The organism is Glutamicibacter sp. NPDC087344 (genome assembly GCF_044744225.1).
Taxonomy (GTDB): domain Bacteria; phylum Actinomycetota; class Actinomycetes; order Actinomycetales; family Micrococcaceae; genus Glutamicibacter.
The window spans coordinates 391,150-406,303 of record NZ_JBIUXY010000004.1 but is presented as its reverse complement, the minus strand read 5'-3'; the positions used below and the strand labels follow the sequence as shown (position 1 = coordinate 406,303).

The following is a 15,154-nucleotide window of genomic DNA, read 5'->3' as shown; positions in this document are numbered from 1 at the left end:
ATCCCGGGATTTCAGCGGCCAATGGCGCGACGTACCGGGAACAACGTTACGGTTGGTTCGGGCCGCGAGGGGCGCATGCCGCGGGCCAGCGAAACCACGTCGCCTGCGACGGTCCCGGCGGCGAAGATCCGTGATTGGCCCTGGCGCACGTAGTTCAGTTCGGTGCGCAGCTGGTTGACTTCATCTTTCAGGCTGGCAACCTGGTTTTGCAGCTCAAGGATCCGTTTAATGCCTTCAAGCGAGACCCCGTCCTTGCTCAGCGACTGGACTTGGCGCAACAACGACACATCATGCTGGGAATAACGACGCTGTTTGCCGGACTGCCGGCTGGGCGAAACCAGTCCAATGCGGTCGTACTGGCGCAGTGTTTGCGGGTGCATGTCGGCTAGCTGCGCGGCGACGGAAATGACGAAGACAGGTCGCAGGAAATCCCCGTTCACGGTGCTTCAACCACCTTTCTGCCTTGGCTGTAGTGTGAGTCTATCGCCTGCGCCACAGGGTGTTGAACCCTGTGGCGCAGGCATGCGGCGATCGTCTGGGCCGCGTTTAGAGCTTGGCCTTGGCGGCCAGATCTGCGCGCGGATCGTCGCCCTCGGTAGCGGCGGCGAAGTCTTCAACTGCCTTCTTCGCGGCATCCGAAAGATTCTGCGGAATGACCACATCCAGCACGATCAGCAGGTCGCCGGTGGCCTTGGAGGTTTTCACTCCGCGGCCCTTCAGTCGCAAGGTGCGTCCCGAGTTCGAACCTGCGGGAACCTTGACCGTTACCTCTTCCCCGTCCAAGGTTGGGACGTGGATTTTTGCGCCCAGGGCGGCCTCGTCAAAGGTCACCGGGACGTGTACCCGGATGTTGTTCTCTTCGCGTTTGAAGAACGGGTGCTCGGCAACCTTGACCTTGACGATCAAATCCCCGTTGCCGGCGGCACCTGCCTGGCCGCGACCGCGCACACGCACCGACTGGCCGTCCTTGATGCCTGCCGGGATACGCACGTCGATGACCTCGCCGTTCGGCTCACGCAGGCCGATCTTGGTTCCGTTGATGGAGCCAGCGAAGGAGATCGAGGTGTTCGCGGTCCGGTCCGCCCCCTTGCGTGGCGGGGCGCTCTGCCCGCCGAAGCCGCCAAAACCACCGCCACCGCCGAACAGGTCGGAGAAGTCCGGTTGCCCGCCGCGCTGGCGTGCCCCGCCGGAGCCTCCAAAGAGGTTGGAGAAGATATCTTCAAATCCTGCTCCGCCGCCCGGAGCGCCACCGGCACCGCCGGCTGAAAAACGGGCCCCGGAGCCCATGGCCCGGATCGCGTCGTATTGCTCGCGCTCTTCCTTGTCGGAGAGGACCGAGTTGGCTTCGGTGATGTCCTTGAACTTCTGTTCCGCGGTGGCATCACCGGCATTGGTGTCAGGGTGGTACTTGCGCGCCAACTTTCGGTACGCCTTCTTGATATCCGCGTCCGAGGCATCCTTGGAGACACCGAGGATTGCGTAAAAATCTTTATCTATCCAGTCCTGACTTGCCATCAGGGCCTCATCCTTTCCTTGCGAATTCGAAACTGCCCACTGGCGAGAATTCGACAGTGGGCAGTTTCAGTTGGGTTAGCTAGTTGCTATTCACCGGTGGCGACCAGCACCTGGGCGGCGCGCAGGACGTTGGTTCCCTTGCGGTAGCCGGCACGGAGCACCTGTCCCACGTGATCGGCTGGAACTTCCGGCACAGCCTGGCGCAGCAACGCTTCATGGACGTTCGGGTCGAATTCGACCCCCGCCTCATTGATGCGCTCCAGGCCATGCTGCGAGAGGATCGTCTCCAGCTTGGTGGCAATCGAGGCGAAAGGGCCTTCGTTCAGATCGCCGTGGGTGCGGGCCGCGTCAATATCGTCAAGCACCGGCAACAGGGTCGAAAGCATTCCCTGCACCGCGTTTTCACGCGCCACTGCACGGTCGCGTTCTACCCGCTTGCGGTAATTGACGTATTCGGCCTGCAGGCGGAGCAGGTCGTTGCGCAGCTCGGTCACGACCTCGCTCACCTCGTCCTGCTCGCCGGTGACTGATTCGCCAGCCTCGTTCAGGATCGCCTCGGCCTGACCCAAAGCGTCAGCAGTTGGCTGCTGGTCAGCTGCCTCTGGCTGGTTCTCCGGCTCCTGGCCGAAGTTTTCGTTCTGGTCCTTTGCCTCGGACATGTTCCTAAACTCCCTACTTCTTGTCGGCTTCGTCTTCGTCGATGACCTCGGCGTCGACGATGTCTTCATCAGCGTTTGGTGCATCCTGCTCGCCGGCGGCTGCGCCCTCGGCCTGGGTGTTGGCGTAGATCGCCTCGCCCAGCTTGGTCTGCGAAGCCTGCAACTTCTCAAACGCGGCCTTGACCTCGTCGTCGTTGTCCTGCTTCTCCAGCGCGGACTTCAGTGCGTCAACGTCGCCCTGGACCTCGGTCTTGACCTCTTCAGGAAGCTTATCCTCGTTGTCCTTGATCAGCTTCTCGATGGAGTAGGCAGCCTGCTCGGCGGCGTTGCGGGTCTCGGCAGCCTCGCGGCGGGCCTTGTCCTCTTCCGCGTGAGCTTCGGCTTCCTGGACCATACGCTCGATGTCTTCCTTGGACAGCGAGGAACCACCGGTGATGGTCATCGACTGCTCGGTGCCGGTGCCCTTGTCCTTGGCGGACACGTGCACGATACCGTTTGCATCGATGTCGAAGGTGACCTCAACCTGCGGGATACCACGCGGAGCCGGTGCGATACCGGTCAGCTCGAAGGTGCCCAGGGCCTTGTTGTCACGGGTGAACTCGCGCTCGCCCTGGAAAACCTGGATGGAAACCGACGGCTGGTTGTCCTCAGCGGTGGTGAAGGTCTCCGAACGCTTGGTTGGGATCGCGGTGTTGCGCTCGATCAGCTTGGTCATCACTCCACCCTTGGTTTCAATACCCAGGGACAGCGGGGTGACGTCGATCAGCAGAACGTCCTTGCGTTCGCCCTTCAGCACGCCAGCCTGCAAGGCGGCGCCCACGGCGACAACCTCATCAGGGTTGACACCCTTGTTGGCTTCCTTGCCGGCCAGGTCCTTGACCAGTTCGGCAACGGCTGGCATACGGGTCGAACCGCCAACGAGGATCACGTGAGCGATCTCCGAGACCTTCACGCCGGCTTCGGCAATGACGTCGTTGAATGGCTTGCGGGTGCGCTCCAGCAGGTCTGCGGTCAGGTCCTGGAACTTTGCACGCGAAAGGTGCTCGTCCAGGTGAACCGGGCCCTCAGGGGTGACCGAGAGGTACTGCAGGGAGATGTTGGTGCTGGTAGCCGAAGACAGTTCCTTCTTGGCCTGCTCAGCGGCTTCCTTCAGGCGCTGCAGGGCAATCTTGTCCTTGGACAGGTCGGCACCCTTGGCTTTGGCCTGAGCCAGCAGCCAGTCGACAACACGCTGATCCCAGTCGTCGCCGCCCAGGCGGTTGTCACCTGCGGTCGAGCGAACCTGAATGGTCGAGAAGCCGTCGTCGTCCTTGCCAACTTCCAGCAGGGACACGTCGAAGGTACCGCCACCGAGGTCGAAGACCAAGATGAGCTCGTCTTCGTTGCCCTTCTCCAGGCCGTAGGCCAGAGCGGCGGCAGTTGGCTCGTTGACGATGCGCAGCACGTTCAGGCCTGCGATTTCGCCGGCTTCCTTGGTGGCCTGGCGCTCGGCGTCGTTGAAGTACGCAGGAACGGTGATCACCGCGTCGGTGACCTTCTCACCCAGGTACGACTCGGCGTCGTTCTTCAGCTTCATCAGGGTACGAGCCGAGATTTCCTGGGCGGTGTACTTCTTGTCGTCAATGTTCACGGTCCAGTCGGTACCCATGTGACGCTTGACCGACGCAATGGTGCGGTCGATGTTGTTTACTGCCTGGCGCTTGGCGATGTCGCCAACCAGGACTTCGCCGCCCTTTGAGAAAGCAACGATGGACGGGGTTGTGCGGTTGCCCTCCGCGTTAGCGATAACGGTTGGCTCACCACCTTCGAGCACGGATACGACAGAGTTGGTGGTTCCAAGGTCAATACCTACGGCACGCGACATAATGGCTCTCCTTTGCCTAGTGAAAAAATGTCTAACGCTGGAGGCTTCCACCTCCATTGAGCGCTTCGGACTCAAGTTTACTCAGCCGCTTTCGACTGTCAAATTAACTTGAGTTAAGTCGACTCAACTTTGCGCTCTGTCTTATTCAACGGGTGGGGTGGCAGAATAATTCCCGTAAGCACAAAACTTTTTCTGGCTCCGTCGGTCCACCGTTTGAAGCCCTGAAAACAACAGATCAAAGGCTAAATGATGGCTCGAAGCAAAAAGAAGTTCTCTCAGCTTTCCCCGGTGGCACGCACCGCCGCAATCGTTGCAGGGACCCTTGAGGTGTTGCTGTTTGCCGCGGCCCAGATCGACATCTACCGACGCAAACCCGAACAGATCAACGGAAGCAAGGGGCTCTGGGTGGGGCTATGTTTCATCAACTTCCTCGGGCCGCTAAGCTACTTTAGCTTCGGGCGCAAAAAGCCACAGGACTAACCGCTCGCACCACACGGTCACCGCGAGTTTGACCTCAAGGCCAAAAAATCCCCGCCCGGTATCCGGGCGGGGATTTTTTAGATGCTCAGCCAATCGTATTGGCTGGAAGTTGATCCTTAGCGACTGCGGGTGGCAGGGCTGGAGGCACGGCGCGGACCGCGTGAACGGCCCCCGGCAGCTGACCCGGCTGCGGCTCGCGCACCCTGACGTGTCCCGCGACCGGCGGCACCCGATGGGCGTTCGGAACCTGCACCGCGGCCGGCACTTGCCGGACGCTCGGCGTTGGCGGCCCGAGGTGCGCGTGCTGGACGTTCTCCCCCGGCAGACTTCGGTCCGCGCTCGTTACGGCGGCCCGACTCGCTGCGAGCCTGGCCTGCGCCGTCGCCCGCCGAACGTGGACCGCGGGAGCCACGCTGCCCACGGCCGCCACGATTGCCAGCTGATTCACCGGCAGGTTTACGTTTGGCCTGGTTGCTCTGCTGCTTCACCGGCGCGGCGTATGGAACCAACTCGGCAACGTCGCCTACAACGTCCTTGACGACCTGGGATTCCAGGCTGACCTTTTCAAAAGGAACCTTGAGCCCGGCCTGCTTCAGCAAAGTCGCAACATCGCCCTGCTGGTCAGGAGTGCAGATGGTGACCACGGTGCCGTTGGAACCGGCACGCGCGGTGCGCCCCGAACGGTGGGTGTAGGCCTTGTGTTCTGCCGGCGGATCAATGTGAACCACCAGTTCCACACCGTCGACGTGCACCCCTCGGGCGGCAACGTCGGTAGCAACCAAGACCTTGGCCTCACCGGAGGCAAAAGCCGCCAGGTTGCGGTCGCGGGCGTTCTGGGACAGGTTGCCGTGCAGGTCGACGGCCGGCACACCAGCCTTGGAGAGCACTACCGCCATCTTCTTGGCGTGGTGCTTGGTGCGCATGAACATGATGCGGCGCGAGGTACCCTGCGCGAGCACACGAATCAGGTCTTTTTTGTCATCGTTGGGGATCACAAAAACATGGTGCTCCATGGTGTTCACCGCGGCCTTGGGCGCATCAACCGAGTGAATCGTTGGGTTGCTCAGGTAACGCTTAACAACCTTGTCCACGCCGTTGTCCAAGGTAGCGGAGAACAGCATGTGCTGGATACCGGTCGGCATACGGTCCATGATCCGGCGCACCACCGGCAAGAAACCCATGTCGGCCATGTGATCGGCTTCATCAAGCACCGAAATTTCAAGCTGCGAGAGGTCTACGATCTTCTGCTTGATCAAGTCGTCAAGGCGGCCGGGGCAGGCAATAACAATGTCAACACCCTCGTTCATCGCCTTTTCCTGACGGCTCTGCGCCACACCGCCATAAATCACGGTGGTGCGCAGGCCGCTGGCGGCGGCCAGCGGATCCACGGTCTTGGCAATCTGGGTGGCCAGCTCACGAGTCGGCGCCATGATCAGGGCGCGCGGGAAACGAGCCTTGCGGCGCTGCGGGCGGGCAGCCAGGCGAGCCACCAGGGGCAAGGAAAAGGCCAGGGTCTTGCCCGAACCGGTCTGGCCGCGACCCAACACGTCGCCACCGGCAAGGGTGGAAGGAAGGGTTGCTTCCTGGATCGGGAACGGGGTTTCGATGCCGCGCTCGGTCAGTACGTCAACCAGGTTCGCGGGCACGCCAAGGGCGCTAAAAGTAGAGGTCAATGCTCAAACTTTCTCTCTGAATTCGCACGTCGTTTTCGACGCTGTGGTTCGCCGATCCAGGAGGAAGTCCGGTACGGGCCAGCATGAATCATGCTTCGCACCCGTGCAAAAACTCCAGGATTCCGGGAGTTTTTGTTCAAGGAAATCAAGTCTGTCGACGAATACGCACCGTGCGGGCCTAGTCGAACTAGATGTCCCGTCTTGGATACGTACAAGTTTCTATTCTACAGGCAGGCTCCGGGCTTGTCTGGCCCGGAGCCCGTCAACGGGTCGAATCACAGGAGATCTCCACCACGTCAACCACGCCAGCGCACTGGGTTAGGCCCGGTGCGCACCGGCCTTGTCCTTCTTGCGGGCAAGCTTGGAGGGCCACCAGACCGCGGAACCAATATCCTCCACCAACGCCGGAACCAGCAGGCTTCGCACGATGAATGTATCCAGCAGCACGCCGAAGGCCACGATGAAACCAAGCTGGGCCAGGAACATGATCGGCACAACCCCCAGTGCCGCGAAGGTTGCCGCCAGAACAATACCAGCGGAGGTGATCACCCCGCCGGTGACGGTCAGACCCCGGCGCATTCCCTCCCGGGTCCCGTAAACCAGCGCTTCCTCGCGCACCCTGGTCATCAAGAAGATGTTGTAGTCGACACCCAAGGCCACCAGGAACACAAAACCGAACAGCGGGACCGATGGATCCGCGCCCACGAAATCGAAAACGTTATTGAAGACCAGCGCACTGACGCCCATCGCCGTTCCGTAGGAAAGCACCGTGGTGACCATCAACAGCAGCGGGGCCACAATGGAGCGCAGCAGAAGCATCAAAATGACCAGGATCGCAATCAACGTGATCGGAATGATCTTAAACAGGTCGGCCTCGGCCGTCGCGTTTTTATCCATCTGCGTCGCGGTTGTCCCACCGACCAGGCTCGCCGGATCGATCTCGTGCACGGTGTCGCGCAACGTGTGCACCGTTTGAACCGCGGCATCCGAATCCGCGGCATCGCTCAGTGTCACGGAAATCAGGTTCCGACCCTCGACGGTGTACACCGGTGCCCCACGCTGAGCCATGGCCGGCCCGCCGTCTTCAGCCTGCAGATAGGCCGAGTCCACCCCTGGAACCTCAAGGACCGCTTCCAAGGTGGTATTCGCCTGGGCTTCATCAACAATTACGGTCGCCGGGGAGCCACTGCCTCCGGGGAAGTGCTCACCGAGGGCAACCTGTCCCTCACTTGCTTCGGAGCCACCGGTGACCAGCGCGCTTTGCGGCACGCCGGTCGCCTTGAGCTGCAGGGAGAAGGCCGCACCGACGGCCAGGACCAGGGCGGTCACCACCCAAATGGGGCGCGGATGCGAGGCAACAAAAGTGGCGATGCGTGCCCACAGCCCTTTGCCGGCCCGCTCAAGGGTTTCCGGGTCCTCGACCTTGGGCATAAATGGCCAATAGGCGGCCCGGCCAAGCAAACCGAGCACCGCGGGAAGGAAAGACAAGGCCGCGATGATTGAGAATACGATGCCGGATGCACCGATGGGCCCCAACGCCTTGTTGGAGTTCAAATCCGAGAACAGCAGGCAGAGCAGGCCCACCGTGACGGTGCCGCCGGAGGCGATGATCGGTTCAAGTGAACGCTTCCAGGCCTTGGCCACCGCTTGCCACCGGTTCAGACCCGACGACAGGGCTTCCTTGTGACGCGCGACAAAAAGCAATGAGTAGTCGGTGGCCGCACCGATCACCAGGATCGAGAGGATGCCCTGGGCCTGCCCATCCAGGCGGATGACACCTTCCTTGGCCAGGAAATGCACCACCAGCACCGCGGCGCACAAGGCCACGACGGAGGTCATCAGCACCGTGAGCGGAAGCAGCAGCGAGCGATACACCAGGAGCAGGATGACCAGCACTGCAACAAGGGCCACTCCCAGCAGCACCCCGTCGATGCCACCGAAGGCCTCGATCAGGTCGGCCGAGAATCCCGCGGGGCCGGTGACATACACCGTCGCCGACTCGGGTTGGGCGTCCGCCAACAGGGTGCGCAGCTCCTGGACTGCTTCGTTGGCTTTCACCTCAGCGGAGATCGGCACAATGTACTCGGCGGCCTGGCCGTCGTCGGACATGATCGGCCCGGTAACCTGCCCGTCGAGGTATTCGAACCCCGAGATCTCGGTGGCGAGCGCGTCGGCCTGCCCCTGCTGCACACCGTCCGCGGAAGTCATCAACACCACCGCGGGGATTGCTTCACTGGTGCGGAACTTGTTTTGCCATTCCAGCGCCTGGGTCGCTTCGGCACTGGTGGGCAGGAACGCGGTTTGGTCGTTTGTTTGGACCTCGGAGAGTTTGCCGAAGGTCATTCCGCCAACTCCTGCGACGCTGATCCAGAGAACAACCAGCAGTGAATAAATCACCGCCCGGACGGCAATGGCCTTGCCGCTGATGGAACGTTCGGCGCGCTGGCCGACTTTCGCTTCGTGTGACATCTTGCTGTCCTCAATGTGGTCTGGCGGTGCTGGCCACCACGGCCAACGGAACCAGCGTACCAACTTTTAGTTTGATGATGGAAATGTTCGCTTGGTTTATCATTAGTGTATGGAAGAGCACTCTCACGCCCGGCTCATGCAGCTGCTTCAGGACTTTGGCCAAGCTTCGGACCGCTATGTCGAATCCACCGGAAATCACTACGGACCGCATCGGACCGACATGCACGGGCTGACGATCCTGATGAAATATGAGCAGGCCGGCACCGCCCCCTCGCCTCGCGATCTAAGCCGGGAACTTCAACTGAGCTCCCCGGCAACCACGGCCATGCTCGACCGGCTGGATCGATTGGGCTATATCACGCGCCAGCGCAGCGAACAGGACCGGCGCATCGTGCACATCCACCTCACGCAGAAGGCCAAAATCGAGGCACGCGAAATGTTCCGCCCGCTCGGGAGCAAGATGCTTGAACTGATTTCCACCTATGACGCACCTCAAATCGAGCTATTGTGCGAATTCCTGAGCCAAGCGGTTCAGGCCGTTGACACGGCCCGGCTGATCGTCGTGTCGGAAAACACCTAGGCCGCCTCGTCAGGTGCGAGTCATTGCGGGACTCCGAATCCGGCAAAACCCTGCCGTGCCACTACGCTAGACAGGTGGCACTTTCTCTTTGGCTTTCACTGCTTGGCGCATCGATCATCATCAGCTTCACCCCGGGTGCCGGGGCCATCAACACCATGAACAACTCCATGCGGCAAGGCTGGCGAGCTTCCATCTGGGGTGTCATCGGCCAACAGCTAGCCCTGCTGATTCACGTGGTCATCGTCGCGGCCGGGGTAGGGCTCTTGGTGTCCAGCTCCCCGGTACTTTTTGCAGCCATTCGATATGCCGGCGCCGCGTACCTGGTCTATCTGGGCATTCGGATGATCCTGTCGAAACCCGAGGTCTCCTCGGATGGAACAAGCACCGGAAGCACACTCACCCGTGGCGCCATGGTACGGCGCGGGCTGCTGGTTAATCTCCTGAATCCAAAGGCCATCGTTTTCTTCCTGGCCTTTACCCCGCAGTTCATTCGCACCGACCAAGCGATGCTGCCACAGTACCTGATCTATATCGGCACCATTGTTGTGGTTGACATCTTGGTCATGTTCTTCTTTTTTGCCGGCACCGCCCGCAGCTTCCAACGTTTCACCACCACCGTGCGCGGAGCCAAAATGCTCAATATCGCCTTCGGGGTGCTCTTTGTTCTGGTTGCCGCCATGATGCTCCTTATCCACTAATCACCACCGACTTTTAGGTTTTTCAGAATCGTTGCCGGATTGTTGCCGATTAACTTGCGCTTACCCCTCGATCAATTTGTGAAGTGGCCATAGACTGATGCCATGTTCCGGATAATGATCGTGTGCACGGGAAATATATGCCGCTCCCCAATGGCCGAGTACATGCTGAAAAACGCCTTGCGCGATGCGGATATCACCGAGGTTGAGGTTTGCTCACGGGCCACCAGCGACGGCGAGTCCGGCAACGGAATCGATCCGCGTGCGGCCAGTACCTTGCGTGCCCACGGACTGGATGCCGCCGAACACGTGGCAACCGTGGTTGATCCCGATGAATTGGAAACCATGGATCTGGTGTTGGCCATGGACACCGACCATTTTGAAGATCTCGTGCCGGCGCTGAGCGAAATTGAGCCCGGCGATCGTCCCATGCTGCGGATGTTCCGGTCATTCGACCCCGCCGCGGCGAATGAACCCCACGACCGGCAGGGTGTGTACGACCCCTGGTATGGCGATGCGGGCGACTTCCGCGAAACATGGAAGCTCGTTGCAGCAGCGTTGCCTGCGCTCGTTGAGTACGTCCGGAGTAATATAGCCTCTCGTGGAAACCGCTAGACCCTTCATCATCGCCCTTGACGGCCGCTCCGGATCGGGGAAGAGCAGCCTGGCTGCTCTACTTGAGACCCAGCTGGGGGCAACAAGCTCCGTTGCGGTGTTGCACCTCGAAGATCTGTATCACGGCTGGGACGGGCTTCAGGGCGCCCAAAACCTGTTGCCGGAACTGCTCACTACGTTGCGCCAAGGCCTGCCGGCGACGTGGAATCTGTGGGATTGGGCCACCGATTCCGTGGGAGAACCAGCGGTTCTTCACCCGGCACAGGTGATCATCGTTGAAGGTGTCGGAGCCGCCCATCGGCAGGCTCGCGAGCTCAGCGATTTCAGCATCTGGCTGGAGGCGCCCGCCGCGGTTCGCAAACAGCGGGCCCTGCAACGAGACGGCGAGACCTACGCACCGCATTGGGAGCGCTGGGCGGCTCAGGAAGATCATTATCTTGCACGGGATGCCGTAGCCTCGCAGGTGCATGCGGTGCTCAACGCTGACGGTGCCCACGCGCCGTTTGAGCAGCTGCTGGGACTGCGTGCCTACCTGCCCGCTACCTTGCGTGAACTGCTTCCCGGGTTTTCACCGGCGTCCCAGGCGCCTCCCCTGGTTGGTGAACAAGCGGTTCCGGTTGACGTTGCGACGTTGTTTGAATCCCTGGCCCACGGGTTGCCCCACGCGGCCCTGCTGGAATCCACCAGCCACCACCTCAGCGACCCGTTGGATCGGAACAAGTATTCGCTGATTGCGTTGGCGCTCGGCGACTCCTACCCGGTTCTGCAAACCACGGCCCGTGGCACCAGCCTGCACCGTGCCGAAGCGACCCTGCGTTTGCAGCCCGGTTTTTTTGAGTCATTGCAAAAGATCTGGCCTGAACCGGGTACCGCACCGGATTCCTACCCGCTGCCAGCCTGGGTTGGCTATCTCGGTTATGAGCTCAAAGCCGAGGTCGGGGCCGCCACCGGCCCCGGTTCAGCGAATGCCGGAGTGCGGCGCCCGGATGCCAGCTTCTTCTCTCCCAATGTTGTTTTGGTGATCAACCACCGCACCGGGCAAATGGCTGTCCACGCCTCGGCAGACGTCGAACAGTGGGTCACCGAGCATGTCGCCGGCGCTGGAACACAACAGCGCACGGCAAAAAAGCTGGACCCGGTAGATTTTGTGTGCGCCGACACCGAGCAGGCCTACAAGGAGAAAATCGCGCAAGCGCAGCACCAAATCTACGAGGGAAACACCTACGAGGTCTGCCTCACCACCGAACTGACAGCCATCACCAATAATTACAGTCCCTTTGAGGCCTATTGCAGGATGCGAACCTCCAGCCCGGCTCCGTTCGCCCACTACCTGCGGATGGGTGACACCGAGGTCGCCAGCATCTCCCCCGAACGTTTCCTCAGCCTCGGAGCCACCGGGGCGCTGCGAGCCGAACCGATCAAGGGCACCCGTCCGCGCGGTGCCACGGTTCACACCGATGAGCAGCTCAAACGGGACCTCGCCACGAACCCCAAGGATCGTGCAGAGAACATCATGATTGTCGATCTGCTGCGCAATGACCTCTCGCACCATGCCCTGCCCGGTTCGGTCCGGGTGGCACGCCTGTGTGCGGTGGAAAGCTATGCAACGGTCCACCAGATGGTTTCCACCATTGACGCGCAACTACGCGACCGTGCCCTCGCGGCCCAGGCCCTGCGTGAAGCCTTCCCTCCCGGCTCCATGACCGGAGCCCCGAAGCTGTCGACCATGAACATCTTGGACGAGTTGGAAAACCAGCGTCGGCGCGGGCTGTATTCCGGTGCCGTAGGTTATTTGGGTGCAGATGGGTCCGCCGATTTCTCCGTGGTGATCCGCACCCTGGTCTGCGACCGGCTCGCCGATGGCCGCTGGCGTCTGAGCCTCGGCCTCGGCGGGGCGATTACCGCCGACTCGGTGGCGCAAGACGAGTGGGATGAGGTCATCACCAAGTCCGTCGGGGTGCTCTCCGCCTTGGGTTCGCAGTTCCCGCGCGCGGCGCTCACCGCGTCCGGCGAACGGGGACGATAACCGGCAGCGGTTATTGCAGCGTGGCAGTCAACCGCGCCACGTTATCGATCCAGCGCTGCATCCGGGGGCGCCGGCGCCACTGTGCCAGGCTGATTTCCGAGGAAATCTCCAGATAGTCATTCTGCACCTTGTTCACGGCGTCAACCATCTGTTCACCCAACAGCATCACCGAGATTTCCATGTTCAGGCTGAACGATCGCATGTCCATGTTGGAGGACCCGACGACCGCCACCTCGTTATCCACCGTAAAGCACTTGGTATGCAACACCATGGGTGCCGGGTACCGGTGAATCCGTACTCCGGCCTCCAACAGCTGTTGATAGTAGGACTGCTGTGCATGGTGGACCAGAAACTGGTCTCCCTCTTCGCAGACGAACAGGTGAACTTCCACCCCGCGTTGGGCCGCGGTGGTGATGGCATAAAGCAGTGAATCATCCGGGACAAAGTACGGGCTGGTGATCATCAAACGTTCGGAGGCCGAATAGATCAACGTATTAAACAACCGCAGGTTGTTCTCCCCGCCGAATCCCGGTCCACTGGGCAGCACCTGAGCCAGCGTGCTTCCCGGGCGGTCATCGTAGGGCAGCGGATGCCGCGCCTCGGTGATGTCGACCAGCACCTCCTGGCCGTCGTCTTCCTGCCACCAGTCCGTCGCGAAGGTGATGTCCAGGCTGCGCACCACAGGACCCTCGACACGCAACATCATCTCCACCCATTCGCGCCCCACCTTGTGCGCGGATTCGCGTTTGTAGCCAGGCTCAATGAGGTTTTGGCTGCCGGTGAACGCCACTTCACCGTCAATTACCAAGATCTTGCGGTGATTACGCAAATCGGGCCGACGCCAGCGGCGGCCAATCAAGTCAATCGGCAGCATAGGACGCCAGGTGATACCGGAACTTTTCAGCCGTTTTTTGAAATGCCGGTAACCGGAGACCCGCAACGTGCCCAGATGATCAAAAAGCAGACGCACATTGACCCCGCGTTGCACCGCTGCCTCAAGCGAGTCCAACACCGGGTCTACGTAGTCGGGGTCATCACCCATGATGTAGAACTGGATGTGCACGTACCGTTTGGCCTTATCGATTTCCTTGCGCATGGCGTCCAGCGACCCGCGGTAATCGGAAATGACTTCAACGGTATTCCCGCCTTCCAAGGGCATGGCCCCCAGATTGCGGTTGAGGATGACCGCCGATTCCACCCATTCCTCCTTGGAATGGAATTCCTCGGGCAACTGCATATGGGCCGTGCCGCGCATGATTTCATCGTGGGCGCGTTTTTGTTTTTCCAAACGGCGCCGCGAGAGCCGCGGATTGGCGAACAGCCAATAGGCCACCAGGCCAACCACCGGAATAAAAAAGATCGCCAGCAGCCAAGCCATGGCCGTGGTAGGGCGGCGGTTTCCGGGGACAATGCCGATCATGAAGTATCGGATCACCAGTTCGGCCGCGACCAAAACGCTCCAGATGGCGCCACCTATCTGAAGCAGCATTTCATTACTCGGCCACACCGCGGCACCCCCTCATCTCAACACCCGATGGTGTCTACGGCTGAAACGCCGCACCCCACCGCGGCAGCGGCAGACGGAATCATCTTTGCTTAGCCTATCTAATCCCCGGCCGCTTCTTGGAATATCGTGAATGACAGGTGTTATTGCGACTCCATCAGCGTCACGAAGCGGAAATTCGATAACCTTGGACAATGAGTTCACTTGTATTCCTTGATCCGGCTTACCCCGCTGGACGGCTTGCCGATATCACCGCGCCCCAACTTCCTGTCACTTTGCAGGGTGTGAACCGTGGCGACGGAGTTTTTGAATCGATGCTGTACACCCAGCAAACCGTCCGCAAGTTCGAGGCGCATCTGGCTCGTCTGGCGGTGTCGGCCGAAACCTCTGATCTTCAGATTCCCGACGAACGGAGCTGGCGTGCGGCGGTGGATACCGCAATCGCCGAATTCGATGCGACCGGCGGCGCGGAAGAAGCGGTGGTCAAACTCGTTGCGATGCGCGGCGAGTTGGATCTCGACCCGGCCGTTTGCTGGGTCACCGTCAGCCCGGCACCGCGGGTCGGCATGGAACAGCGCGAATCAGGCGTGGATGTGTTGTTGCTTGACCGCGGCTACGATTCAAAACTCGCCGAACGTGCGCCATGGCTGTTGATGGGGGCCAAAACCCTTTCCTACGCGGTGAATATGGCGGCCCTGCGTTACGCCCGCAAACACGGCGCCCACGATGTCATCTTCACCTCGGCCGACGGTGTGGTGCTGGAAGGGCCGACCGCCACGGTATTGCTCGCGCAGCGCGACGGCGAGACTCGACGCCTGTTAACCCCGATGCTTGAGACCGGAATCCTACCGGGCACCACCCAAAGCGCCATCTTCGACGCGGCACGGCAGGACGGCTGGGAATTGGGCTACGGGCCCTTGCGTCCCGAAGATCTCTACCAGGCAGACAGCGTGTGGCTGGTTTCCTCGATTCGACTGCTCACCCCGGTGCGCACCTTGGATGCCAAACCGATCCGGATGGACGCCGAGCTGCATTCACAGCTCAGCGCCCTCACCGATTCGATTCGTTAACCTC

The 15,154-nt window shown here is 60.9% G+C and carries 13 protein-coding genes; 6 read left to right on the top strand and 7 right to left on the bottom strand.

The features are described 5' to 3' along the window. Nucleotides 1–11 precede the first annotated feature (11 nt). The 4 genes from ACIOWL_RS09485 to dnaK form a co-directional block, all read right to left on the bottom strand. The gene (locus ACIOWL_RS09485) at nucleotides 12–440 is read right to left on the bottom strand and encodes a heat shock protein transcriptional repressor HspR (RefSeq protein ID WP_400383999.1); all 429 of its coding nucleotides are present in this window, start codon (nucleotides 438–440) and stop codon (nucleotides 12–14) included. A 106-nt stretch (nucleotides 441–546) separates the two neighbouring features. Beyond that, a complete protein-coding gene (locus ACIOWL_RS09480) occupies nucleotides 547–1,515 on the bottom strand; it encodes a DnaJ C-terminal domain-containing protein (RefSeq protein ID WP_400383996.1) in 969 nt (322 codons plus the stop codon). Between the two features lie 86 nt (nucleotides 1,516–1,601). After that, nucleotides 1,602–2,174: a nucleotide exchange factor GrpE gene (locus ACIOWL_RS09475; protein ID WP_400383993.1), complete on the bottom strand. Its 573-nt coding sequence runs from the start codon at nucleotides 2,172–2,174 to the stop codon at nucleotides 1,602–1,604. A gap of 13 nt (nucleotides 2,175–2,187) precedes the next feature. Then, complete coding sequence (dnaK, locus tag ACIOWL_RS09470; protein WP_400383990.1) at nucleotides 2,188–4,038, bottom strand: molecular chaperone DnaK; 1,851 nt, start codon at nucleotides 4,036–4,038, stop codon at nucleotides 2,188–2,190. A 249-nt stretch (nucleotides 4,039–4,287) separates the two neighbouring features. Between dnaK and ACIOWL_RS09465 the strand changes: the two genes are divergently transcribed. Next, the gene (locus tag ACIOWL_RS09465) at nucleotides 4,288–4,518 is read left to right on the top strand and encodes a PLDc N-terminal domain-containing protein (RefSeq protein ID WP_400383987.1); all 231 of its coding nucleotides are present in this window, start codon (nucleotides 4,288–4,290) and stop codon (nucleotides 4,516–4,518) included. A 116-nt stretch (nucleotides 4,519–4,634) separates the two neighbouring features. Here the strand turns inward: ACIOWL_RS09465 and ACIOWL_RS09460 are convergent, their stop codons facing one another. Together ACIOWL_RS09460 and ACIOWL_RS09455 are read right to left on the bottom strand one after the other, a co-directional pair. Continuing rightward, complete coding sequence (locus tag ACIOWL_RS09460) at nucleotides 4,635–6,191, bottom strand: DEAD/DEAH box helicase (RefSeq protein ID WP_400383984.1); 1,557 nt, start codon at nucleotides 6,189–6,191, stop codon at nucleotides 4,635–4,637. Nucleotides 6,192–6,509: 318 nt separating this feature from the next. Next, nucleotides 6,510–8,660 (bottom strand): MMPL family transporter, encoded by a 2,151-nt coding sequence (locus ACIOWL_RS09455; RefSeq protein WP_400383982.1) that lies wholly within the window; start codon nucleotides 8,658–8,660, stop codon nucleotides 6,510–6,512. Nucleotides 8,661–8,769: 109 nt separating this feature from the next. On the opposite strand from ACIOWL_RS09455, the gene ACIOWL_RS09450 reads away from it, so the two are divergent. From ACIOWL_RS09450 to ACIOWL_RS09435, 4 genes are all read left to right on the top strand, one after another. Next, a complete protein-coding gene (locus ACIOWL_RS09450) occupies nucleotides 8,770–9,240 on the top strand; it encodes a MarR family winged helix-turn-helix transcriptional regulator (protein ID WP_400383979.1) in 471 nt (156 codons plus the stop codon). Nucleotides 9,241–9,314: 74 nt separating this feature from the next. Continuing rightward, nucleotides 9,315–9,938 (top strand): LysE family transporter, encoded by a 624-nt coding sequence (locus ACIOWL_RS09445; protein WP_400383977.1) that lies wholly within the window; start codon nucleotides 9,315–9,317, stop codon nucleotides 9,936–9,938. A 102-nt stretch (nucleotides 9,939–10,040) separates the two neighbouring features. After that, entirely contained in the window at nucleotides 10,041–10,550 is a 510-nt protein-coding gene (locus tag ACIOWL_RS09440) for a low molecular weight protein-tyrosine-phosphatase (protein WP_400383974.1), read from the top strand. Continuing rightward, entirely contained in the window at nucleotides 10,537–12,576 is a 2,040-nt protein-coding gene (locus tag ACIOWL_RS09435; protein WP_400383971.1) for a chorismate-binding protein, read from the top strand. The genes ACIOWL_RS09440 and ACIOWL_RS09435 overlap by 14 nt, the downstream gene beginning before the upstream one ends. A 10-nt stretch (nucleotides 12,577–12,586) precedes the next feature. Here the strand turns inward: ACIOWL_RS09435 and cls are convergent, their stop codons facing one another. Then, nucleotides 12,587–14,065, bottom strand: coding sequence for a cardiolipin synthase (gene cls, locus ACIOWL_RS09430; protein WP_400383968.1), 1,479 nt, complete (start codon nucleotides 14,063–14,065; stop codon nucleotides 12,587–12,589). Nucleotides 14,066–14,274: 209 nt separating this feature from the next. Here cls and ACIOWL_RS09425 point away from each other — a divergent pair, with 209 nt between their 5' ends. Next, nucleotides 14,275–15,150, top strand: a complete 876-nt coding sequence (locus ACIOWL_RS09425) for an aminodeoxychorismate lyase (protein ID WP_400383966.1) — start codon at nucleotides 14,275–14,277, stop codon at nucleotides 15,148–15,150. The last annotated feature ends 4 nt before the right edge of the window (nucleotides 15,151–15,154 follow it).

Bases quoted from the DNA above. Each gene is read 5' to 3' on its own strand.
- ACIOWL_RS09480 (WP_400383996.1), bottom strand. From the start codon at position 1,515: ATGGCAAGTCAGGACTGGATAGATAAAGATTTTTACGCAATCCTCGGT.
- ACIOWL_RS09475 (WP_400383993.1), bottom strand. From the start codon at position 2,174: ATGTCCGAGGCAAAGGACCAGAACGAAAACTTCGGCCAGGAGCCGGAG.
- dnaK (WP_400383990.1), bottom strand. From the start codon at position 4,038: ATGTCGCGTGCCGTAGGTATTGACCTTGGAACCACCAACTCTGTCGTA.
- ACIOWL_RS09465 (WP_400383987.1), top strand. From the start codon at position 4,288: ATGGCTCGAAGCAAAAAGAAGTTCTCTCAGCTTTCCCCGGTGGCACGC.
- ACIOWL_RS09455 (WP_400383982.1), bottom strand. From the start codon at position 8,660: ATGTCACACGAAGCGAAAGTCGGCCAGCGCGCCGAACGTTCCATCAGC.
- ACIOWL_RS09450 (WP_400383979.1), top strand. From the start codon at position 8,770: ATGGAAGAGCACTCTCACGCCCGGCTCATGCAGCTGCTTCAGGACTTT.
- ACIOWL_RS09440 (WP_400383974.1), top strand. From the start codon at position 10,041: ATGTTCCGGATAATGATCGTGTGCACGGGAAATATATGCCGCTCCCCA.
- cls (WP_400383968.1), bottom strand. From the start codon at position 14,065: ATGCTGCTTCAGATAGGTGGCGCCATCTGGAGCGTTTTGGTCGCGGCC.
- ACIOWL_RS09425 (WP_400383966.1), top strand. From the start codon at position 14,275: ATGAGTTCACTTGTATTCCTTGATCCGGCTTACCCCGCTGGACGGCTT.